The following is a 23,067-nucleotide window of genomic DNA, read 5'->3' as shown; positions in this document are numbered from 1 at the left end:
CTAATTAACAATGCTGACACCTTCCCTATTGATCTGTGTTACATATATCCGGTGATCCAATCCCAATTGCTGATACACTGATTTCATTTCACCTGCTATCTGATGGGCGGTATTCTCTTCCTGGCACAACATAAATAGCGATGGTCCTGATCCGGAGATACCTCCCCCCAGAGCCCCTGCTTCCTTGCTTCTTTTTTTAACCTCTTCAAAACCCGGAATAAGGATACTGCGAATGGGTTCTACCACTACATCCTCCAGGGACCGGCCGATAAGTGCATAATCCGATTGCAGCAACCCGGTAACCAGTCCCGCGATATTACCCCACTGTCGAATGGCATTCTTCAATTGCACTTCTTTTCGCAGGATCTGACGCGCATCGGAGGTCTTCACTTCTATCTGGGGGTGCACCACCGTCACATACATGGGTGGCGCAGAAAGAGGAACGATATCCAACGGAAAGATGGACCGGATCAGGGTAACACCTCCATAGATCGCCGGCGTAATGTTATCAGCATGTTTTACCCCACTCGCCAACTTTTCGCCATGCATGGCGAAACGCACAAGGTCATGTTTGGTAAATGGTTCACCTAATAATTTATTCGCCGCCACTACTGCACCTGCTGAGCTGGCAGCACTCGAACCCAAACCACTACCGGGCATGATATGTTTATGAACGATCAGATCAAACCCTACCGGTTTTTGATATTCATCCATCAAAGCCTGCAAGGCAGCCCCGGAAACATTGCGTGATGCTTCTTCGGGCAATCCATACCCATCTGTATGCCTGATTCGGATCCCCGGCTCCTCAGACAAGGACATCGTGATCTCGTCATAAGGTTCCTCCAGCGCCAAACCCAGTATGTCAAACCCACAGACAAGGTTGGCGATGGTGGCGGGGGCGTGTATTTTTATGGTACTTTTCATTGTTTTAGTTTGTCGTGAGAGGTGAGACGTGAATCGTGAGACGACGGACGTCTCACGACTCACGTCTCACGTCTCATGTCTCACATCCTCGCAGCCCGCATTACATCCGCAAATACGCCTGAGGCTGTTACTTCTGCGCCAGCGCCGGCTCCTTTGATCACCATGGGTTGTTCGCGGTACCGATCAGTATAAAACAAAACCACATTATCTTTTCCATACAGGTGATAAAGGTCATGTTGAGGATCGATATGCTGCAGCCCGACTTCGGCCTTGCCATTTTCATATTTAGCTACAAATTTCAATTTCATCCCTTTGGCTGCGGCTTCTTCGTACAATTTCTTAAAATGATTTTCTTCCTTGGCCATTTCATTATAAAAATCCGCTACGGTGCCCTGCATACAACTCGCCGGCATAAATGACCGGTTGGCGATCTGCTCCATTTCCAGTGGTTGTCCGGATTCGCGCGCGAGGATCATGATCTTTCGCATCACATCGGTTCCACCAAGATCAAGACGTGGATCGGGTTCGGTGTACCCTTCTTCCTGGGCCTGTTTTACCACCTCGGCAAAAGGTCGGGTAGCATTATAATTATTAAATACAAAATTGAGGGTGCCACTTAAAACGGCCTCCATGCGGTTGACCTTATCGCCACTGCGAAGGAGATCGTTCAAGGTGCCGATCACGGGCAAACCCGCTCCAACATTGGTTTCAAATAAAAAGGAAGCATTGAATTCCCGGGCCAGGTCCTTCAATTTTCTATAATGGGAATAGACAGAAGAACAAGCGATCTTGTTGCAGGCCACAACGGAAATACTTTTTTCCAATAACTGCTGATAAACGCCTGCTACTGCATCACTGGCGGTTACATCTACAAATACGGAATTCCGCAGGTTACGTTGTATGATGGCTTTTACAAAATCATCAATACCGCCCTTCTCCCCTTTTTCAAGCGATTCTTTCCACTTACCCGGATCCACGCCTTCATCGGAAAATACAAACTGTTTGCTGTTTGCCAACCCTACGATCCTGACCTGTAGTCGGAGTTGCTCCGACAGGAATTGCCGCTGCTGGTCCAATTGCATGAGTAATTTACTCCCTACATTCCCCACCCCACAAATAAACAGGTTCACTTGTTTGTTTACCTTCTCAAAAAATTCTTCATGCAAAACGTTGATCGCTTTACGAACATCCGGAGTAGAAACCACCGCAGAGATATTCTTTTCTGATGAACCCTGGGCAATGGCCCGTACATTCACCCCATTGCGTCCCATGACGCCAAACATCTTTCCACTGATCCCGGTATGACTCTTCATTTGTTCACCCACCAGGGCTACGATCGACAAATCCTTTTCCACCACCAGAGGGTCCACTTTCTTAAACGCGATCTCGGCAGCAAAAGCGGTATCCACTGCGGTACGGGCCAATTCGGCATTGGCGGCATCCACTCCAACACAGATCGAATGTTCGGAAGAACCCTGCGTGATCAGAATAACATTGACACCCGCACTGGAAAGCGCCTCAAACAATCGCTTGGCAAATCCCGGCACACCGATCATGCCACTGCCTTCCAGACTAAGCAAGGCAATATGATTGATACTGGATATACCACGAATCATACTTCCATTCTTTTCCGGTTCATCACTGATCATCGTACCCGGGTCATTGGGAGAAAAGGTATTCTTGATGCGGATCGGGATCTTTTTGGCCAATACCGGTTGAATCGTCGGCGGATAGATCACTTTGGCGCCAAAATGCGAAAGTTCCATGGCCTCATGATAGGAGATCGAAGGAATGATACGGGCATTGGGTACCCATCGGGGGTCGGCTGTCATCATACCTGAAACATCAGTCCAAATATCCAGTAAGGATGCCCCTGCTGCGGCTGCGAGCAATGCCGCGGTATAATCCGATCCGCCACGTCCCAGTGTAGTGGTCACTCCCTGTTCATTTCTGGCAATAAACCCGGGGAAAATAATCAACCGGGAAGAGGTTTCTTTTTGGAATGCCTGAATTTTTTCATTGGTCACGTGCATATCTACTGCTGCCTGTCCAAACCGTGAGTCGGTAAGGATCAGTTCCCGGGTATCCTTCCAGGCACATTCCATTCCATGCGCTTTAAAAGCCGCAGCTATGATCACGGAAGAAAGTAATTCGCCATAACTGAGTAATTTATCATAACTCCTGGCCGTCATTTCCCCCAGCAGAAAAATACCGCTGCAGATGTCCTCGATCTCGTTGCATAAGGTTTTTACTTGTGACAGTACACCACTTTGTGCCTGGAGCGGCAATAATTCTTTTACCGCCTCCAGGTGTCTTTTCTCCATTTGCCCGAGAAATTCTTTATACTCCTCTTCTCCAGCAGCGGCGAGTTGACCACTCTTCAGCAAGAGATCGGTTGTACCGCCAAAAGCGGAAACCACCACCCATAACTGATCCTGCTTTACCCTTTCTTCCAGAATCGACCTGATCTGCCTGATGGCTGACACCGAACCAACCGATGTACCGCCAAACTTTAAAACCTGCATATTGAATTTGATTGAATAAAATAAATGTGATTGTCTCCCTTTGGAACCAACAGCCTATGCCCATGAATTGATATGAATAAATACAATCCGCTTTAGCGGATCGTTGTGGTAGTAGATGTAATAATGGAAATGCCGGAGGGAACCGGAACAGGGAGCCTGTATGTGCATTTATTTTCCATTATTCTGTAGTCAGCCGAAGATACTATCCCCACCGCAATCGGCAAGGGAATACGACGATTAATTTTATAAATTAATAAGAACGAATGTTAGTGGAGGGGCGTGGCCGCTGCTATCCCCTGCTTTTTTTGTATTTTCACTTCCCCGATTGCCTGTCTATTTCCTATTACATTTCTTTCAATCTATTTATGGATCATCAGTCAACCACAGCGCTTCAGCATTTCAGAAACCAGGTGGGTATCAAGTTCCAACTGTACAATAGCCTGTTTACCTCTCTCCCATTTCACCGGATTGAGAAGACGGGTATCCTTTTATCCCTGTTGCTTTCCAATTGTGAGGAGGGATATAAGAAAGGGCAAAGTCCGGAAGAGATCATTGAGGATTTCTTTCAAAAGCATACCCATTTTTCCACGGAGGAAGAAAAGCTTGATCTGCTTTTTCGATTTGTGCAATATGCCGAAAGACAGGTGGTACTCTTTGATGCGCTTGAGGATGCGGCTTTTCGTGAGGTAAACGATATGGGTGGCGCGGGTACCCTTAAGCATTTGCATGCGGAAATGGAGGACAATGGGACGGAGACCGAGATGGTGGAGAAATTAAAGGATTTTTCTATCCGGTTGGTATTGACCGCACACCCCACTCAATTCTATCCCGGAAGTGTATTGGCCATCATCAATGATCTGGCTAAAGCGCTTACGGAGAACAATACGAGCCAGATCAATATGTATCTCCAGCAATTGGGGAAAACACCTTTTTTCAAAAAACAGAAACCCACTCCTTTTGACGAAGCGGTCAGCCTGATATGGTACCTGGAGAATGTATTTTATGCCGCGGTAGGGAGGATCAGTAATTTCCTGCATAAGGAATTCCCGGAATCTTTACAGGATGGCAATCCGGTGATCCGGATGGGGTTCTGGCCCGGAGGTGACAGGGATGGTAATCCGTTTGTCACAGCCGATACAACGCTTCGCGTAGCTGAAGCCCTGCGAGGTTCGATCATCAAATGCTATTACCTGGAAGTAAGACGGATCCGTCGGCGACTCACCTTTGACGGGGTGGAGAATCGGCTGGCCGAACTGGAAAAAGCCCTGTACAATAATATTTTCATTCCGGGACAGCGGACGGATATCACGCGGGATGATATCCTGTTTACCCTTGAGGAGTTGAGACAAACCATCATTTATAAACACAATGGTTTATTCCTCCATTTGCTTGAGAGCCTTATCCATAAAGTGAAGGTATTTGGCCTGCACTTTGCCTCCCTGGATGTACGACAGGACAGCCGCGTACATGGGCAGATACTGGAAGGACTTACCCGGATAAAAGGGGTGCTGGATGATGGCTATGTCCAATTAACGGAAAAAGAAAAGATCGAGAAATTGCTTCAACAGGGTCCTTTACCTGAAGGGGCGGTATTGGAAGATCCGTTGGAAAAAGATACCCTGGAGACCATGCGGGTCATTCGCTCGGTACAACAATTCAATGGAGAAGCAGGTTGTAACCGGTATATCATCAGCCAATGTAACAGTACACTGAATGTCTTTGAAGTGATGGGATTGTTTCAGATAGCAGGTTGGGAAAAGGAGAAACTCAATATTGACATCATACCCTTATTTGAAACCATTGATGATCTGCTCCATGCAGGTCAGGTTATGACTGAATTATACGGGCATCCGGTGTATCGCGCGCATCTCCGCCGCCGTCGCAATAAACAAACCATCATGTTGGGTTTTTCCGATGGCACAAAAGACGGTGGATATCTGATGGCCAATTGGAGCATCTTTAAAGCCAAGGAAACCCTCACCCGCATATCCAATGAGTTTGGTATCGATGTGTTGTTCTTTGACGGACGTGGCGGTCCACCGGCGAGAGGTGGTGGCAAGACCCATCGCTTTTACTCCTCCATGGGAACGGATATTTCGAATAAGGAGATCCAGCTTACCATTCAGGGGCAAACTGTCAGTTCGAATTTTGGGATCATCGACTCGGCCCAATACAATATGGAAAAGCTGATCCACGCCGGAGTCACCAGTGAAGTGTTTACCAAAAAAGAGAAGACCTTTAGTCCGGATGAGGATGGTTTGATGCAACAATTATCCGAAGTCAGCTATGCCGCCTATTCTGACTTAAAGGGACATCCCTATTTCCTCGACTATCTGGCCCATGCCAGTCCCTTGCGTTTTTACAGTGAAACAAATATTGGCAGCCGTCCGGCCAAACGCGGTGCCTCTTCGAGGCTGGAGTTAAAAGACCTTCGGGCGATCCCCTTTGTGGGTTCCTGGAGCCAGTTAAAGCAAAATGTAACTGGTTATTATGGTGTAGGTTCGGCCTTACAGGAAATGGACAAACGCGGGCATATACCGGCGTTAAAAAAACTATATCGGGATTCCCGGTTCTTTAAAACCCTGCTGGATAATTGTGAGATGTCGATGATGAAATGCTTTTTCCCATTGACCAGTTTTCTGCGTAGCCACCCCAAATATGGGGAGATATGGGAAATGATCCACCGGGAATATGAATTGACCCGTCAATACCTGCATATACTCTCCGGGCAGGAACCCATGTCTGATTTTCCGGTTGATAAATTATCGATCCAAATGCGTGAGCGGATCATGCTGCCTCTGCTGACCATTCAGCAATTCGCCATTACCAAAGTACGGAAGATGGAAGAATCATTGGTAGATGCTCCTATCAAGCATACACTGGGGAAATTGGTGATGCGGTGTTCGTTTGGAATTATTAATGCCGGAAGGAATTCGGCGTAGGGCGGGGGAGGGATGATGGATGTTGGATGTTGGATGACGGATGACGGATGACGGAGAAGGGATGTTGGATGTTGGATGACGGAGTGTGGCTGTGCGAGACCTCTGGTCTCGCACTTTTCTCCCGTCGCCTCTGGCGACAAAAATTAAAATTATTAAAAGGAAATTGTTGTAATTCGAGTCGCCAGAGGCGACAAGACAATCGTGCGAGACCAGAGGTCTCGCACAGCCACACTCTGTCATCTGTCATCTGTCATCCAACATCCAACATCCATCATCCAACATCCAACCTCCGTCATCTGTCATCTGTCATCCGTCATCCAACATCCAACATCCAACATCCAACCTCCATCCTCCATCCTCCGCCCTCCCAAAAAAAAGAATCCCCCATAGAAATGGGGGACGTATCCAACGATTGCTTGCCAATTGAAAGCGGTATAATACTATATCTTCTTAGAACGAATAGACTGCTGCGAAGATGAAGCTCGCCGCGCTTTTCGTAGAAGACCCATCATTTTTGGTAAAGGCCGGATCCTTAGCGGAATCCAGGCGGAGTTCGGGGATAAAGGTCAGGTTGCCGAGACGTACATTCCCCGATAAAGTGGTGGCGAAAAAGGAAGTTCCAAAACCAGCCACATCCTTTTTATCGTCGAAATATTCTCCCCGGAGGGTCAATCCAAACCCATCACAAGGATCTACATTCAGGTAGAGTGCCGATCCCCACCAGGAATCACTTGTTCCCATGTATTTAACGGATTTCACAGTTCCATTATATCCGATACTAAATTTATCGGATACTTTACCTGTTACCACGGCATCGAACTGGGAGGAACTAACATTGGAGTTATCCTTTCCACCCACAAAGTTCAGATAAGCACTGAGGTTGCCGCTTGAACTGGCTCCATGGAGTTGACCGAGGATGAATTTCTTTTCAAAGCTGGCGGTGGTCAGGTCAGTAGGATTAGCTACACCCAGCATAAAACTAAAATTATCACTGATGCTGAAATCGGCTTTTAAACCGGTATGGAAAAAGGGCCCATAAGAGAACATATAGCCCATGCTGTAATTCCGGTTCAATTGCGGATCAAGCAGTTCATATCCTACATGGGTACCAAATTTACCCAGGGTGAATTTTACCTTGTCCGAAGGGGCATAGGTCACATAGGCCTGTTTGATCGCGGCAAGGCTAAAAAAGCCATTCGCATCCTCATCAGGATCACCTTCGATATAGGTGAATTCCTGGGCACGGCGTCCAAATCCCAGGTCGAGTACACCTCCTACCTTGCCAACGCTGTGGTCGATCTTAATGGAGGCCATCCCCAATTCAAAGGAGTTCTGGGAATTGGTAAAGCTGGTGAAATTATTGAAATCGCCGTCATCCTTGGCGTTCTGGAAGTTATAGCGGTAATAGGCATCCACGCTCCCGGTAATCACGGGTTTGGGTTTTTCCGCTGTGGAATCCTGCGAAAATAGGGCCTGAGATAAAAGAATAGCCGATCCGAGCAATGAAATTTTTCGTAACATTGTTATGCATTTTAAGTGTTAAGGAAAAGGGTACGGCGATAAGGACTTTTGCGAGAAGTCATTATCATTAGCTGTGCCTTTTTCTATTAATGGGCACCTTCATTTTGTTTTTCTTCCACCTTACCATTGTTGTGTACGAGCAGGGTTCCCTGAACATACTTCTCATTGTGTTGTGTGGAATCCAGACCTTCTTCTTCCTCTTCGGAGGTTACACGAAGGGGCAGGATGAAGTTGATGAATTTGAAAATGGCGTAAGACACTACAAAGCTGTAGGTAACGGCGAGGGCCATGGCTTTTAACTGGGTAAAGAAAAAGCTTGGGTTGCCATAGAACAGACCATCGTTACCAGCGGCATTTACGGTTTTTGTAGCGAATACGCCCGTCAGGATCATACCTACCATACCACCCAGTCCATGACAGGGGAATACATCCAGAGTATCATCCAGTTTTGATTTTTGTTTATAGTGTACGGCGATGTTGGACACGATTGCGGCAATAAAGCCGATAAAGATGCTCTGCGGAATGGCCACAAAACCGGCAGCCGGCGTGATGGCGACCAAACCGACAACCGCTCCAATACAGAATCCAAGTACGGAGGGTTTTTTTCCACGTAATACATCAAAGAACATCCAGGAGAGACCGGCCGCAGCAGCTGCTGTATTGGTTGTTGCAAAGGCAGAAACCGAAAGTGCGTTGGCACCCAGGGCCGAACCGGCGTTGAAACCAAACCAACCAAACCACAGCAAACCTGTTCCAATTAATACATAAGGAATATTGGCCGGTGGAATTTCACGCTGCTCAATATGGGCTTGTCTTCTTTTCAGCACCAGCACACCCGCAAGAGCGGCGCAACCAGCAGAAATATGTACTACAGTACCTCCGGCAAAGTCAAGCGCACCCATTTTGAAAAGGATGCCATCGGGATGCCAGCTCCAGTGGGCCAGTGGTGCATATACCAGAACGCTGAATAAGGCAATGAACAAAATGTACGAGGTGAAACGGATACGCTCTGCCACCGCCCCTACTACCAGTCCGGGAGTAATGATGGCGAACATGAGCTGGAACAAAGAGAACAGGGTCTTTGGAATCGTGGGCGCCAGTCCCCAGGGTTCCCCCGAATTCACGCCTTTGAAGAATAAATGCGTCATCGGGTTTCCAATTAACCCGTTGACCGATTCGCCAAAGGCCAGGCTATAGCCAGCCACCACCCAAATGATGCTGACCACCCCGGCTGCCACCACACTTTTGATCATGGTAGAGATCACGTTCTTGCGGTGAACCATCCCACCATAAAAAAACGCAAGTCCGGGTGTCATCAAAAACACCAGGGCTGTGGCTACAATGATCCAGGCCGTATCGGCCCCATTGTATTTCGTCGCGTCGGCAAAATCAGCAATCGGAGAAATGAAAATGGCACCTATCGCTACCAGGGCCAAGATCAGGAAGGGTGCAATTTGTTTCGCAGTAGCCTTACTCATAGTTTAGTTGTTTTAGATAGATAACAATTAAAAATAATATTATCGATAATGCTAAAAATACCTATGAAAACAACTAACACTTGTTTATTTTATATATTTTATTTTTAATAATGTGAATAAAACATTAAATAAAAAAAGGGCAAATTGCCCTTTTATTGAAAATTATTTATATAGTAAATATTATAATGTATGTAAAATGGAGGTGTCCTTGCTTTCCAGGACCGAATGGCCCCCATTCAGGAACATGTCTACCCTACGGGCACATTCGCGCCCTTCGGAGATGGCCCACACCACCAGGCTCTGGCCACGTCGCATATCACCGGCCGTGAAAATGCGAGGGATATTGGTTTGATAATTCTTTTCCAGCGCACGTACATTCCCACGCTCATCCAGTTCCACTTCAAGTTCATTGAGGAGGCCATCATGTTGGGGGTGTACAAATCCCATAGCAAGTAATGCGAGTTCACAGGGTATTTCTCTTTCTGAACCTTCCCTTTCGGTAAAGCCTGCCGGGCGTCCGTCTTCAGAAGCCTTCCATTCCAGGTCCACTACCCTTACAGCTTTCAGGTTTCCCTGATCGTCACCAATAAATGCCTTGGTGGCTACGGCCCATTCTCTTTCGCATCCTTCCTCATGCGAAGAAGAGGTTTTAAGGGTCATCGGATAGGTGGGCCAGGGCATGGTCGATGTCCTTCCTTCCGGTGGTTTGGGTAATAGTTCAAATTGTGTGACCAACTTTGCGCCCTGGCGATTGGAAGTGCCTACACAATCACTTCCGGTATCTCCACCACCGATCACGAGGACATTCTTTCCGGTGGCAAATAATTCATCGGTCCAGATATTGCTTTCGATACCGCCACCATCCAGCGGGTCTTTTCCGGATACGCGTTTATTTTGTTGCTTGAGAAATTGCATCGCGAAATAAACACCCTTAAGTTCACGTCCGGGAACGGGCAGGTCGCGGGGTTTGGTTGACCCACCTGCCAGCACGATTGCATGATTTTCGCGCAAGAGGTCATTGATGCTCACATTCACCCCTACATGCTGCCTACATTTGAACACCACTCCTTCTTCCTCCATCAGTTTCACCCGGCGTTCCACCACCCATTTCTCCAATTTAAAATCAGGGATACCATAGCGCAATAATCCTCCTGGTTCATCATCCCTTTCATAAACCGTTACCTGGTGACCGGCATAATTCAATTGTGCGGCGGCCGCCAATCCCGCAGGACCTGATCCAATAACCGCTACTTTTTTACCGCTTCGCAAATGTGGTTTCCTGGTTTTGACCAACCCTTTTTGAAAAGCCATTTCGATGATGTGTTTCTCGATCTCTTCAATCGCCACCGGAGGTTGGTTGATACCCAGCACACAGGCGCTTTCGCAGGGGGCCGGACAGATCCTTCCGGTGAACTCGGGGAAGTTATTGGTCGATGCAAGGATCTCATACGCTTCCTGCCAATTCTGACGATACACGGCATCATTGAATTCGGGAATGATATTCCCCAGCGGACAGCCGCTATGGCAAAAGGGTACTCCGCAATTCATACAGCGGGCTGATTGCTCATTCAACGCAGTATCACTATACGGGGCTACAAATTCCTTGTAATCCTGCAGCCGCTCCTGTGGAGCACGTTTACCCGGCATGGAACGGGTGAATTCTAAAAATCCTGTTGGCTTACCCATAATTAAATACGCACTTATTTCAATTATTTATATGACCCCTGCTTTTCCCTCGCATGGAGTACCTTTTTATAATCCTTTGGAAATACTTTGACAAACTGCCCGAGTTGGTTTTCGAAATCATCCAGTATAAAACGGGCTACTGTGCTTCCCGTATAAGCATAATGACGGGTAATAAGGTCATGCAGCACCGGGGCATCTTCGGCTTGAACGGGGTCAAGATCGATCATCTCCGTATTGCAACGACTCGCAAAGGAGCCTGAGGCATTATACACAAAGGCCACACCTCCGCTCATTCCTGCCCCAAAATTCCGACCCGTTTCACCCAATACAACCACGGTACCTCCGGTCATGTATTCACATCCATGATCACCGGTTCCCTCTACAACAACACAGGCACCGGAATTACGCACCGCAAACCGCTCCCCTGCTTTTCCCCGAATAAAAGCTTCACCACTTGTAGCCCCATAAAAGGCCACGTTGCCAATGATGATATTTTCTTCGGGGACAAAACTGGCTTGCCGGGAAGGATAAATGATCAGTCTGGCCCCACTAAGCCCCTTGCCAAAATAATCATTGGCATCGCCTTCGAGTTCAAGGGTCACCCCTTTTGTATTAAAGGCGCCAAAACTTTGTCCGGCTGTTCCGGTAAAGGTGAAATGAATGGTGTCATCCGGAAGCCCATCGGCCTTATAGCGTTTGGTTATTTCATTGGAGAGAATGGTTCCTGCCGTACGATCGGTATTGACAATGGGAAATGAAGCTTGTATCCGTTGCTGATTTTCCAGTGCGGGCTGGGCAGCCTGGAGCAATTTCCAATCCAATACCTGGGCAATACCATGATCCTGCTCTTCTGTCTTGTACAAGGTGGTATACGCCGCTTCGGGTTGGTGGTATAAAATAGGCGAGAGATCAAGGTTCTTGAATTTCCAATGATCGATACCTTCTCTCACCTTCAGGTTGCTTACCTGTCCAACCATTTCATTGATGGACCTGAATCCAAGTTCCGCCATAATCTCGCGTAATTCCTGTACCATGAACCGGAAGAAGTTCACCACATGATCCGGATCACCGGAAAAGCGTTTTCTTAATTCGGGGTCCTGCGTAGCGACGCCGATCGGACAGGTATTCAGATGGCATTTACGCATCATGATACAACCTTCTACCACCAGAGCGGCGGTAGCTACTCCCCATTCCTCCGCACCGAGGAGTGCAGCAATGGCAATATCGCGACCGGTCTTCATTTGTCCGTCAGCCTGTACCACCACGCGACTACGCAGGCGGTTCTTGACCAGGGTCTGATGGGTTTCAGCCAATCCCAATTCCCAGGGGAGTCCGGCATGTTTAATTGAACTTAAGGGCGAAGCACCTGTTCCGCCATCGTGTCCTGAAATAAGGATCACATCGGCCTTGGCTTTAGCCACACCGGCAGCAATTGTCCCAACTCCAGCCTTGGAAACCAATTTTACATTGATGCGTGCGGCCCGGTTAGCATTCTTGAGATCAAATATCAACTGTGCCAGGTCTTCAATGGAATAAATATCGTGATGGGGTGGCGGGGAGATCAAACCCACACCGGGTGTAGCATGACGGGTCTTTCCGATCCAGTCATCCACTTTATGTCCGGGTAACTGACCACCTTCACCTGGTTTTGCCCCTTGTGCCATTTTGATCTGCAGCTCATCTGCTTCCGTCAGGTAATAGCTGGTTACACCAAACCTGGCTGAGGCCACCTGCTTGATCGCGCTCCGCATGGAATCGCCATTGGCCATAGGGATATATCTTGACTCATCCTCACCCCCTTCCCCGGTATTGCTCTTTGCCCCGATACGGTTCATCGCAATGGCAAGGGTAGTATGTGCCTCCCAGGAAATTGAGCCAAAGCTCATGGCACCTGTGGCGAACCGTTTAAAAATGGATTCGGCGGGTTCCACTTCATCTATAGGAATGGATGGACGCGTATGGTTAAATTCCAACAAGCTTCGCAGGGTTGCGGCCTTTTGACTTTGATCATTAACAAGCTTGGAATATTTTTTAAACGTATTATAGTCATTCATCCGTGTGGCGTGTTGCAACAGGTGAATGGTCTGCGGATTAAACAGATGAAATTCCCCTCTCTGTTTCCATTGATAGACTCCGCCAACGGTCAACCGATTGATGGGTGCTTCGCGTTTGCGAAAGGCAAAATCATGTTTGGCCAGGGTTTCCTTGGCGATCTCATCCAGTCCCATTCCTTCGATACGGGAAGTAGCCCCGGTGAAATATTTATCAACGACAGAATGGTTTAAGCCAATGATCTCAAAAATCTGAGCCCCCTGGTAGGATTGCAATGTAGATATACCCATTTTGGAAAATACCTTGAGCAAACCTTCATTCACCGCTTTTATATAATTCTTCTTGAGTTGTTCTTCACTCAGATCGGTCTGCATCCTTCCGCTATCCTTCATGGCGCGGATGGACGAAAGAGCGAGATAGGGGTTGATCGCCGTTGTACCAAAACCAATCAGACAGGCGAAATGATGGACCTCCCATACATCCCCGGCTTCTACAACGATACCAACCTGACCACGCAGCCCTTTCCGTATAAGGTGGTGGTGAACTGCTGCGGCGGCAAGTAAGGTGGGTATGGGTGCGTGATCCGAATCGATCGCACGATCTGTAAGAATCAGTACTTCAAATCCGTCTTCGGCCGCATCAACCGCATAGCGGCAGAGCCTGTCCAATCCGGCTTTGAGTGAACCGGGTTTTCCATCGGCCCGGAAATAAGTTTGCAGAGTTTTTGCCTGGAAAATTCCGGTATCAATGCTCCGGATCTTTTCCAATTCATGATTGGTCAGGATCGGGTGCTTGAGGGCCACGGTATGACAGGCCATGGGGCTTTCTTCCAATAAATTGGAAATATTTCCCACAAAGGTGGCCAATGACATGACCATTCGTTCCCGGATCGGATCGATCGGGGGATTGGTAACCTGGGCAAATAACTGTTTAAAATAAGAAGAGAGATGTTGAGGTTGGTCGCTCAATACCGCCAGTGGCACATCGGTACCCATGGAACCGATCGGCTCCTTTCCTTCCATGGCCATAGGAGCAATGATCGTTTCCAGGTCTTCTATTGAATACCCAAAGGCTTTGTGGTATTTGAAAATCTGGTCATGTCCCAGGTGAGTAAAAGATACCCGTGGTTCAGGTAACTCTTCCAGTCTGATCTTGTATTTATTCAACCACTCGCCATAAGGTTTACGCGAGCAGATATCTCTTTTCAATTCTTCGTCGCTGATGATACGGCCTTGTTCCATATCTACGACAAACATTTTACCGGGCTGCAGCCTTCCTTTTTCTTTAACGATCGAAGGATCCACCGGTAAAGCGCCTGTTTCACTGGCCATAATGACACGGTCATCCGTAGTGACACAATAGCGGGAAGGACGAAGTCCGTTTCGGTCGAGGGTGGCGCCAATGATCTTTCCATCGGTAAAGGATATGGAAGCCGGGCCGTCCCAGGGTTCCATCATGGAGGCATGGTATTCATAAAATGCTTTACGCACCGGATCCATGTCTTCATTGCCATCCCATGCCTCGGGGATAAGCATCATCATCACATGCGGGAGTGAACGTCCCGTCATAATGAGGAGTTCGATCATATTATCCAGACAGGCGCTGTCGGATTGGTTGTTGGACACAATGGGCAATAACATGTCCATCTCTTCCTGGCTGAAATATTTTGACGCGAAACCATGTTCGCTGGAACGGAGCCAGTTGAGATTACCCTGAAGTGTATTGATCTCTCCGTTATGTGCAATAAAGCGGAATGGCTGGGCCAACCGCCAGGAGGGAAATGTATTGGTGGCAAAGCGGGAGTGGACCAGGCCAAAGGCACTTACCAACCGCTTATTGCTGAGATCGGGGAAATATTGCCTTACCTGATGACTGGTCAGCTGACCTTTATAAACAACGATCTTATAGGATAGGGAAGCAACATAGAATCCGATCTCATCTTTCTTTACTGAGTTATTGACCAGATGTGTTGCATATTTGCGCAGGACAAATAATTTACGTTCAAAATCATCCGGATTAGTGATATGATCCGGTGCGGCGATAAAGACCTGTTCAATAACAGGTTCTACATGCAGTGCGCTGGGTCCGATCCCGGCAGGGTTGACAGGTACTTTCCGGTAGGTGAGTATTTCGAGACCAAGTTTTTCTGCAGCGCTGTTAAAGATTTCGCGACATTCCTCCCGCAGGCGGATCTCTTTGGGGAAGAAGATCATCCCGACCCCATATTTTCCAAAGGCGGGAAGATGTATACCCAATTTCACACATTCGTCAAAGAAGAATTCATGTGGGGTTTGGATCATGATCCCGGCACCGTCACCGGTATTCTCTTCACAGCCACAGGCACCACGGTGTTCCATGTTCTCCAGAATGGTCAACGCATCCGATACATGTTTATGGGATTTATGCCCTTTGATATTGGCCACAAATCCAATTCCACACGCATCGCGTTCAAAGGAAGGATCGTATAGTCCCTGTACACTGCTCATCTTGGCATTCAATTATTGATTATTAATTATTGACAACAAACAGTATGGCAGCCATGAAAAATAGCCAAAAAATCAACTAACACCTGTTTATCCAGGCGGTCATCTTACCAACACCCCCTCCACACTACACGAGATACCCGGTGAGGTTATCGTTCTTATTCAACTCGGTATAGTTGATATGATATTTCTTCATATTGGCAAGCAGGATATCATAGTCTTCCCGGTTGCGCAGTTCGATACCAACCAGGGCGGGACCGGTTTCCTTATTGTGCTTTTGCATGTATTCAAACCGTGTAATATCATCTCCCGGGCCAAGTACATGGTTGACAAATTCCTTCAGGGCGCCGGGTCGTTGAGCAAACCGGATGAGGAAATAGTGCTTCAACCCTTCATACTGCAGACTTCTCTCTTTGATTTCCTGCATTCTGTCAATATCATTATTGCTTCCACTAATGACACACACAACATTCTTGCCTTTGATGACCTCGGCATAATCGTCGAGGGCAGCGATACTCAATGCCCCGGCAGGTTCTACCACGATGGCATCCTCATTGTACAACTTAAGAATGGTGGAGCATATCTTCCCTTCGGGAACCAGGCTCATATCACTGAGTACGTCTTTACAAAGCGGAAATGTCAACTCTCCCACCCGTTTCACGGCGGCGCCATCGACAAAACTATCAATACTATCCAGTGTAACGGGGTGACCGGCTTCAAGCGCCCTGGTCATGGAAGGGGCCCCTTCCGGTTCAAGACCAATGATCTTTGTCTGGGGAGAATAGGTTTTAAAGTATGACCCTGCCCCGGCGCAAAGTCCACCACCTCCCACCGGCACAAATAAAAAATCCACGCCACTGAGGTCTTCTAATATTTCCTGCCCCACCGTGGCCTGTCCTTCAATGATCTTGAGATCATCAAAAGGAGGAATATAGGTCATGCCATGCTCCTGCGTGAATTTCTTCGCGGCCACTGCACAATCATCGTAGGTATCTCCAACCAGACGAACTTCAATACTGTCTTCCCCGTGCATCTTGGTTTGCGAAACCTTTTGATTGGGAGTGATGATCGGCATGAATACAACCCCTTTGATGTTCAGTACCCGACAGGAATAGGCAAATCCCTGTGCATGATTGCCTGCACTGGCACAAACAACCCCCTTGGCCAATTGCTCAGGAGGCAGACTGCTGATCATGTTGTACGCACCCCGTAGTTTATAGGATCGTACAACCTGCAGGTCCTCCCGCTTGAGATACACATTGCACCCATAGCGCTTCGATAGATTAGCGCTTCGCTGCAAGGGCGTATGCGAAACGACCTTGCGCAACCGCAGGGAGGCTTTGTGAAATTCAAGCGGAAAGGCTGTGAGGTTGTTGTTCATGTTGAAAATTCTGTTTGTTATGTTTTCTGCTGAGAGGTGAGTCGTGAGACGTGAGACGTGAATCGTGAGTTGTAACTTTCCTATTTTACTATTTTAATGATATTTATTCTCACGATTCACATCTCACATCTCACATCTCACGACTCACGACTCACATCTCACGACTCACGTCTCACGTCTCACGATTCCCCACTCACTCCACCCCCACTGTCTCCGGCTGATTCTCCGGACGGAGTGACCGAACAGTTTTACCTGCCTGCCACATTTCGCTTTCGCGGAGCTCCTTGAGTTCCTGCTCAAGCTTTTCGCGGTAATCGGGTTGAGAGTTGGAATCAATCGAGCGTTGGGATTCTTTTCCTGATGCTACACTTTCATACAATTCTTTGAATACAGGTGCCGTGGCGTCCCGGAATTTCTTCCACCAGTCAAGCGCCCCGCGCTGTGCGGTGGTAGAACAGTTGGCATACATCCAATCCATTCCATTCTCTGCTACCAGGGGCATCAGGGACTGGGTCAATTCTTCAACAGTTTCGTTGAATGCCTCCGAGGGGGTATGTCCTTTATCGCGCAATACCTGATATTGTGCAGCGAAGATGCCCTGAATAGCTCCCATCAGCGTACCCCTTTCACCGGTCAGGTCGCTATATACTTCTTTTCTGAAATCCGTTTCAAAAAGATAACCACTACCAACGGCGATGCCTAAGGCGATCACACGATTCCAGGCATTGCCGGTTGCATCCTGAAAGATGGCATAACTGCTATTCAATCCACGTCCCTGCAAGAACATCCGGCGAAGGGAAGTACCGCTTCCTTTAGGTGCTACCAGGAATACATCCACATCTTTGGGAGGCACAATACCGGTTTGCTCATTAAAGGTGACGCCAAAGCCATGGGAAAAATACAAGGCTTTACCAGGCGTGAGATATTTTTTTACTGTTGGCCAGAGTTCGATCTGTGCCGCATCGCTGAGAAGATAACAAATGATGGTGCCTTTCTGCAGGGCCTCTTCGATCTCAAAAAGCGTTTCACCAGGAACAAAACCATCTTTAATGGCCTTATCCCAGGTTTTTGAATTCTTTCTCTGGCCGATAATGACATTAATGCCATTATCGCGTTGATTAAGCGCCTGACCGGGACCTTGTACGCCATAGCCGATCACTGCCACTGTTTCATTCTTTAATACCTCCTGTGCTTTTGCCAGGGGAAATTCTTCGCGGGTGACCACATTTTCGAGTACGCCGCCGAAGTTCAATTGTGCCATATTGTTGGTTTTTTATGATTTGAAATTTGATACAAGCTATTAGCTAAATTTTCCTACATCGTAAACACCTCCTCATTTCTATCCAAATACTCATTCTCCACTATCTGTTCACTGGGCTCACGGTATTCAAATTCCTTGAGTTTATTGTGAAAGCCATCGCTGGCTTTAATAATAGCCACTCTGGCACTCCGTACAAATTCGATCAGGCCATAGGGCTCAAGTACTTTTATGAGTTTGTCGGTCTCTTCGCGGTGACCAGCCACTTCAAATACCGTATAATCTTTACGGATCACTACGGCCTTCGCTCCATGTTCGCGCAGGAGTCTTTCCACTTTCACCTCTTCGGCGATCACTTCGGTGGGCACTTTATATAAGGCCAGTTCCTGCCACACGATCTCATCATTGGTGTTATAATAGGCTTTTAGCACTTCCACTTGCTTTTCGATCTGGCGGCAGAGTTTGCGCACTACCTCTTCCGTTTCATTAATAACAATCGTGAAACGGTGAACGGAATCCACTTCGCTGGGCGAGGTGTTCAGGCTTTCCACATTGATCTTCCGGCGCGAAAAAATGATCGCGATGCGGTTGAGCAGACCGACCTGGTTTTCCGTGTAGACGGTGATGGTGTATTCTTGTTTGGTCATTTTAGTTACTTTTTGTTGTTGGATGTTGGATGTTGGTTGTTGGTTGATGGTTTTTAACTAACACCTGTCATCAGTCATCTGTAATCTGTCATCCCCAATTACACTTCCTCTTTCGACAATACAATCTCAGCCACCCCTCTTCCCTGTGGCACCATCGGGAATACATTATTTTCCTTTCCAACCATAACCTCCAGCAGATAACTCTGCGGGTGATCCAGCATGGTTTTGAGCGCGGCGTTAAGGTCTTCACGTTTACAGATCGATCGTCCTTCGATTCCAAAACCTTTGGCGACTTGTACAAAATCCGGACTTTGAATATCTACAAAGGAGTAGCGTCTTTCGTGAAAGAGTTGCTGCCATTGTCTCACCATTCCCAGGAAATTATTATTGAGGATGATGATCTTTACATTGGGTTTAAACTGCATGATGGTACCCAACTCCTGAATGGTCATTTGAAAACCCCCATCTCCGATGATCGCCACTGTGGTACGACTGGGATCGCCATAGGCAGCGCCGATCGCCGCAGGCAGCGCGTACCCCATGGTACCCAATCCCCCACTGGTGATATTGCTTTTGCTCTGGTTCATTTTTGCATAGCGACAGGCCACCATCTGGTGCTGGCCTACATCTGTTACGATGATCGCGTTGCCGCCCGTGAGGAGGTTGAGTTGATTGATCACCTCTCCCATGCTAAGAATATCTCCGGAGGGGTGCAGTTCAGGCTGAATGACCTTTTCTTCTTCTTTTTTCCGGTACGTATGAAAACGTTCCACCCATTGGGGATACAATTTCTGGGTGATTTTCTCCGTCAGCATGGGAAGGGTTTCCTTACAATCACCCCAGACCGGAACGGTGGATTTGACATTCTTATCGATCTCAGCCGGGTCAATATCCAGGTGAATCACTTTGGCTTGTTTGGCATATTTGTCTAACCGTCCGGTCACACGGTCATCAAAACGCATGCCCACCGCGATCAACACATCACATTCATTCGTGAGTACATTAGGACCATAATTTCCATGCATACCCAGCATTCCCATGGCCAATGGGTGGTCGGTGGGAATGGCCCCCATACCCATGATTGTCCAGGCTGCAGGTATACCAGCCTTTTCAATGAATCGTTTGAATTCATTTTCTGCTTTACCCAGAATGACACCCTGTCCAAAGATCACGAAGGGTCTTTCGGCTTCATTGATCAGGCGGGCGGCTTCTTCCACAAATTGTTTGCGAACGATGGGCTTGGGACGATAGCTGCGGATATGGTCACATTTCTTATACCCTTCATAGTCAAATGCCTGTAGTTGTGCATTCTTGGTAATATCGATCAATACAGGCCCGGGCCGTCCACTGCCGGCGATATAATAGGCTTTGGCCAAAACACCCGGTATCTCACAGGCATCTGTTACCTGATAGTTCCATTTTGTCACCGGTGTGGTAATGTTGATCACATCCGTTTCCTGAAACGCATCGGTACCTAACAGGTGGGCAAAGACCTGACCGGTGATACAGACCACAGGTGTGCTGTCAATCATGGCGTCGGCAAGACCTGTAACCAGATTGGTGGCACCAGGTCCGCTGGTGGCGAACACTGTACCCACTTTCCCCGATGCACGGGCAAATCCCTGGGCAGCGTGGATAGCACCTTGTTCATGTCTGACCAGGATATGCGTCAATTTATCATGATGATCGTACAAGGCATCATAGATCGGCATGATCGCGCCTCCGGGATAGCCAAATATCGTGGTGACGTTTTCCGCTATCAAGGCGCGCATCACGGCTTCACTACCGCTTATCTTTTCTGTGGTGATGGCCGCAGCCTTTTCCTTTTCCTGTGTGAGCGTTTCCATAACTGGAGTTTATGATTTTCTAAAATAACCCAACATATCAGTCGATGACACCCCGGTAAATCCTGCCTGCCTGAGCATGGTCACGATCTGCCCGCGATGAAAAGTGGAATGGTTAAAAATATGCGCGAAGGCTGCGAAATAGGGTACCTCATTCCATTCCCCATTCAACCTTTTTAAACGCAAGGTCTCGGCTAACATCTTTTCATCAAAAGTTTCCATGCGGTTCTTCAGATCGGCAGATGCTTTTTTCCATATTCCAATCAGTTCTTCCTTTCCTCCTTTGTACACATTCGGGAGCCAGACAGGTGATTCCACTTTCTCAAACCGGTCTAACCACACTTTCTCCGCCCCTGCAATATGCAATACGGTTGCCCCGATATTCCCAAAACTGCTGACAATGGGTTGGTTCCATTGCTCCTCCGAAATCTTCTCCAACCACCCGATGACGATATCATTCGCCCAGATGTTGTAGGATGCGATTTCGATGAAATATTGTTTGGTCATTTACTTCAGTTTATAGCTGTCTTTAAAATGCATGCTAATAGCTAATAGCTATTAGCTTTTAGTTTTTTCTAAGAACATCTCACGCCTCACGTTTCACGCCTCATCCGTCACACATCCTTCCGAAGCATCTTTTACCTGTTTGGCATATTTATACAACACACCGCTGGTTGCTTTTGGTGCCGGCTTCTTCCATGCTTTTTTTCTTTCTGCAATTTCTTGCTCGCTTACTTTTAGTGTAAGCTTGTTATGCACCGCATCTATTTCGATGATGTCATTGTCTTTAACAAACGCGATCAATCCACCTTCAAAAGCTTCCGGGGTGATATGTCCCACAACAAATCCATGTGTCCCACCACTAAAGCGGCCATCTGTAATGAGGGCAACTGATTTTCCCAATCCGGCTCCGATAATAGCACCGGTCGGCTTGAGCATCTCTGGCATGCCGGGAGCTCCCTTTGGCCCGATATTCCGGATCACTACTACATCACCGGCATGGACACGGCCCTCTGAAATCCCTTTGATCACTTCCTGTTCTCCATCGAATACACGGGCGGTGCCTTCAAACCGTTCGCCTTCTTTTCCAGATATCTTGGCTACACTGCCTTTCTCAGCGAGGTTTCCATATAATATTTGTAAATGCCCTGTTTTCTTCAGCGGTGATTCAAGCGGTTGAATGATCTTTTGCTGGTCAAAATCCAGGTCTGGTGCTTCGGCGAGGTTCTCAGCAACGGTCTTTCCGGTAACGGTGATACAATCCCCATGGAGCAGCCCCTTTTTTAACAGGTATTTCATAACAGCCGGAACACCACCAAACTGATGAAGGTCCTGCATCAAATATTTCCCACTGGGTTTGAAATCGGCCAATACGGGAACCTTGTTGCTGATCTGCTGAAAATCATCCTGTGTAAGTGAAACACCCACACTTTTTGCCATGGCGATCAGGTGCAGTACAGCATTCGTACTTCCCCCCAATACCATGATGACCGTAATGGCATTTTCAAAGGCCTTGCGCGTCATGATATCCCTTGGCTTGATGTCGTTCTCCAATAAAACCTTGATCGCTTTACCAACAGCCGCACATTCATTTTGCTTGTCGGTACTGAGGGCTGGATTGGAAGAGGAATAAGGTAAACTCATGCCCAATGCCTCAATAGCACTGGCCATGGTGTTTGCAGTGTACATTCCTCCACAGGCACCTGCGCCCGGACAGGCATGTTGCACGATCCCTTTGAAATCGGCTTCATCCATTTGTCCGGCGATCTTTTTACCCAACGCTTCAAAAGCGCTCACGATATTCAGGTCTTCTCCTTTATAATGTCCCGGAGCAATCGTTCCACCATACAACATGATGGAGGGTCGGTTCAACCTTCCCATGGCAATGAGTGAACCTGGCATATTCTTATCACAACCGGGTATGGCGATCAGGGCATCATAGTATTGAGCGCCTGCATTGGTTTCAATGCTATCAGCGATCAGGTCGCGGCTCACAAGGCTGTAGCGCATGCCGTCGGTACCCATGCTGATCCCATCACTAACCCCAATGGTATAAAAGCGAAGACCCAGCAATCCCTCTGTGGCATTAACACCATCCCTTACTGTCGTAGCCAGGTCATTGAGGTGCATATTACAGGGGTTACCATCCCAGCCCATGCTGACAATACCTACCTGTGCCTTATCAAAATCACTTTCCTTCATTCCGATCGCATAGTACATAGCCTGCGCAGCCGGTTGCGTCGGATCCTGTGTCAGTGTTTTTGAATATTTGTTCAGATGTGCCATAAAAGAAAAGCCCGCCTTTTGAGGAGGCGGGCTTTGTTTA

General features: G+C 47.8%; 13 protein-coding genes. 1 reads left to right on the top strand and 12 read right to left on the bottom strand.

All coding sequences use genetic code 11. The annotated features are described in order from the left end of the window. Together J0M30_08360 and thrA are read right to left on the bottom strand one after the other, a co-directional pair. Window positions 1-924, bottom strand: coding sequence for a homoserine kinase (locus J0M30_08360; protein ID MBN8667504.1), 924 nt, complete (start codon window positions 922-924; stop codon window positions 1-3). An 80-nt stretch (window positions 925-1,004) separates the two neighbouring features. Then, window positions 1,005-3,449: a bifunctional aspartate kinase/homoserine dehydrogenase I gene (gene thrA / locus J0M30_08355; GenBank protein ID MBN8667503.1), complete on the bottom strand. Its 2,445-nt coding sequence runs from the start codon at window positions 3,447-3,449 to the stop codon at window positions 1,005-1,007. A gap of 365 nt (window positions 3,450-3,814) precedes the next feature. On the opposite strand from thrA, the gene J0M30_08350 reads away from it, so the two are divergent. Next, window positions 3,815-6,391 carry a phosphoenolpyruvate carboxylase gene (locus tag J0M30_08350; protein MBN8667502.1) on the top strand — a complete coding sequence of 859 codons (2,577 nt, stop codon included), beginning with the start codon at window positions 3,815-3,817 and terminating at the stop codon, window positions 6,389-6,391. Window positions 6,392-6,841: 450 nt separating this feature from the next. On the opposite strand, the gene J0M30_08345 is transcribed toward J0M30_08350, so the two are convergent. The 10 genes from J0M30_08345 to ilvD form a co-directional block, all read right to left on the bottom strand. Then, window positions 6,842-7,912: a porin gene (locus J0M30_08345; protein MBN8667501.1), complete on the bottom strand. Its 1,071-nt coding sequence runs from the start codon at window positions 7,910-7,912 to the stop codon at window positions 6,842-6,844. A gap of 86 nt (window positions 7,913-7,998) precedes the next feature. Beyond that, entirely contained in the window at window positions 7,999-9,390 is a 1,392-nt protein-coding gene (locus J0M30_08340; protein MBN8667500.1) for an ammonium transporter, read from the bottom strand. A gap of 180 nt (window positions 9,391-9,570) precedes the next feature. Further along, a complete protein-coding gene (locus J0M30_08335) occupies window positions 9,571-11,076 on the bottom strand; it encodes a glutamate synthase subunit beta (protein ID MBN8667499.1) in 1,506 nt (501 codons plus the stop codon). Window positions 11,077-11,099: 23 nt separating this feature from the next. Continuing rightward, entirely contained in the window at window positions 11,100-15,614 is a 4,515-nt protein-coding gene (gltB, locus tag J0M30_08330) for a glutamate synthase large subunit (protein ID MBN8667498.1), read from the bottom strand. 124 nt (window positions 15,615-15,738) lie between these two features. Beyond that, on the bottom strand, window positions 15,739-16,992 hold the full coding sequence (ilvA, locus tag J0M30_08325; GenBank protein ID MBN8667497.1) for a threonine ammonia-lyase: 1,254 nt from the start codon (window positions 16,990-16,992) through the stop codon (window positions 15,739-15,741). Window positions 16,993-17,185: 193 nt separating this feature from the next. Continuing rightward, window positions 17,186-18,253, bottom strand: a complete 1,068-nt coding sequence (ilvC, locus tag J0M30_08320) for a ketol-acid reductoisomerase (GenBank protein MBN8667496.1) — start codon at window positions 18,251-18,253, stop codon at window positions 17,186-17,188. Window positions 18,254-18,306: 53 nt separating this feature from the next. After that, on the bottom strand, window positions 18,307-18,897 hold the full coding sequence (ilvN, locus tag J0M30_08315; protein MBN8667495.1) for an acetolactate synthase small subunit: 591 nt from the start codon (window positions 18,895-18,897) through the stop codon (window positions 18,307-18,309). A 98-nt stretch (window positions 18,898-18,995) separates the two neighbouring features. Further along, window positions 18,996-20,744: a biosynthetic-type acetolactate synthase large subunit gene (gene ilvB, locus J0M30_08310; protein ID MBN8667494.1), complete on the bottom strand. Its 1,749-nt coding sequence runs from the start codon at window positions 20,742-20,744 to the stop codon at window positions 18,996-18,998. Between the two features lie 9 nt (window positions 20,745-20,753). Continuing rightward, window positions 20,754-21,248: a DinB family protein gene (locus J0M30_08305; GenBank protein ID MBN8667493.1), complete on the bottom strand. Its 495-nt coding sequence runs from the start codon at window positions 21,246-21,248 to the stop codon at window positions 20,754-20,756. Window positions 21,249-21,341: 93 nt separating this feature from the next. After that, entirely contained in the window at window positions 21,342-23,027 is a 1,686-nt protein-coding gene (ilvD, locus tag J0M30_08300) for a dihydroxy-acid dehydratase (GenBank protein MBN8667492.1), read from the bottom strand. Window positions 23,028-23,067 lie beyond the last annotated feature (40 nt).

The sequence above is a fragment of the Chitinophagales bacterium genome, assembly GCA_017303415.1.
In the GTDB taxonomy this organism is placed as follows: Bacteria; Bacteroidota; Bacteroidia; order Chitinophagales; family Chitinophagaceae; genus SpSt-398.
Note: the sequence above shows the minus strand (reverse complement) of the source record. Positions and strands in the feature narration are given on the sequence as shown.

Bases quoted from the DNA above. Each gene is read 5' to 3' on its own strand.
- J0M30_08345 (MBN8667501.1), bottom strand. From the start codon at position 7,912: ATGTTACGAAAAATTTCATTGCTCGGATCGGCTATTCTTTTATCTCAG.
- J0M30_08305 (MBN8667493.1), bottom strand. From the start codon at position 21,248: ATGACCAAACAATATTTCATCGAAATCGCATCCTACAACATCTGGGCG.
- J0M30_08335 (MBN8667499.1), bottom strand. From the start codon at position 11,076: ATGGGTAAGCCAACAGGATTTTTAGAATTCACCCGTTCCATGCCGGGT.
- gltB (MBN8667498.1), bottom strand. From the start codon at position 15,614: ATGAGCAGTGTACAGGGACTATACGATCCTTCCTTTGAACGCGATGCG.
- ilvA (MBN8667497.1), bottom strand. From the start codon at position 16,992: ATGAACAACAACCTCACAGCCTTTCCGCTTGAATTTCACAAAGCCTCC.
- J0M30_08360 (MBN8667504.1), bottom strand. From the start codon at position 924: ATGAAAAGTACCATAAAAATACACGCCCCCGCCACCATCGCCAACCTT.
- ilvC (MBN8667496.1), bottom strand. From the start codon at position 18,253: ATGGCACAATTGAACTTCGGCGGCGTACTCGAAAATGTGGTCACCCGC.
- J0M30_08350 (MBN8667502.1), top strand. From the start codon at position 3,815: ATGGATCATCAGTCAACCACAGCGCTTCAGCATTTCAGAAACCAGGTG.
- ilvB (MBN8667494.1), bottom strand. From the start codon at position 20,744: ATGGAAACGCTCACACAGGAAAAGGAAAAGGCTGCGGCCATCACCACA.
- ilvN (MBN8667495.1), bottom strand. From the start codon at position 18,897: ATGACCAAACAAGAATACACCATCACCGTCTACACGGAAAACCAGGTC.
- J0M30_08340 (MBN8667500.1), bottom strand. From the start codon at position 9,390: ATGAGTAAGGCTACTGCGAAACAAATTGCACCCTTCCTGATCTTGGCC.
- thrA (MBN8667503.1), bottom strand. From the start codon at position 3,449: ATGCAGGTTTTAAAGTTTGGCGGTACATCGGTTGGTTCGGTGTCAGCC.
- ilvD (MBN8667492.1), bottom strand. From the start codon at position 23,027: ATGGCACATCTGAACAAATATTCAAAAACACTGACACAGGATCCGACG.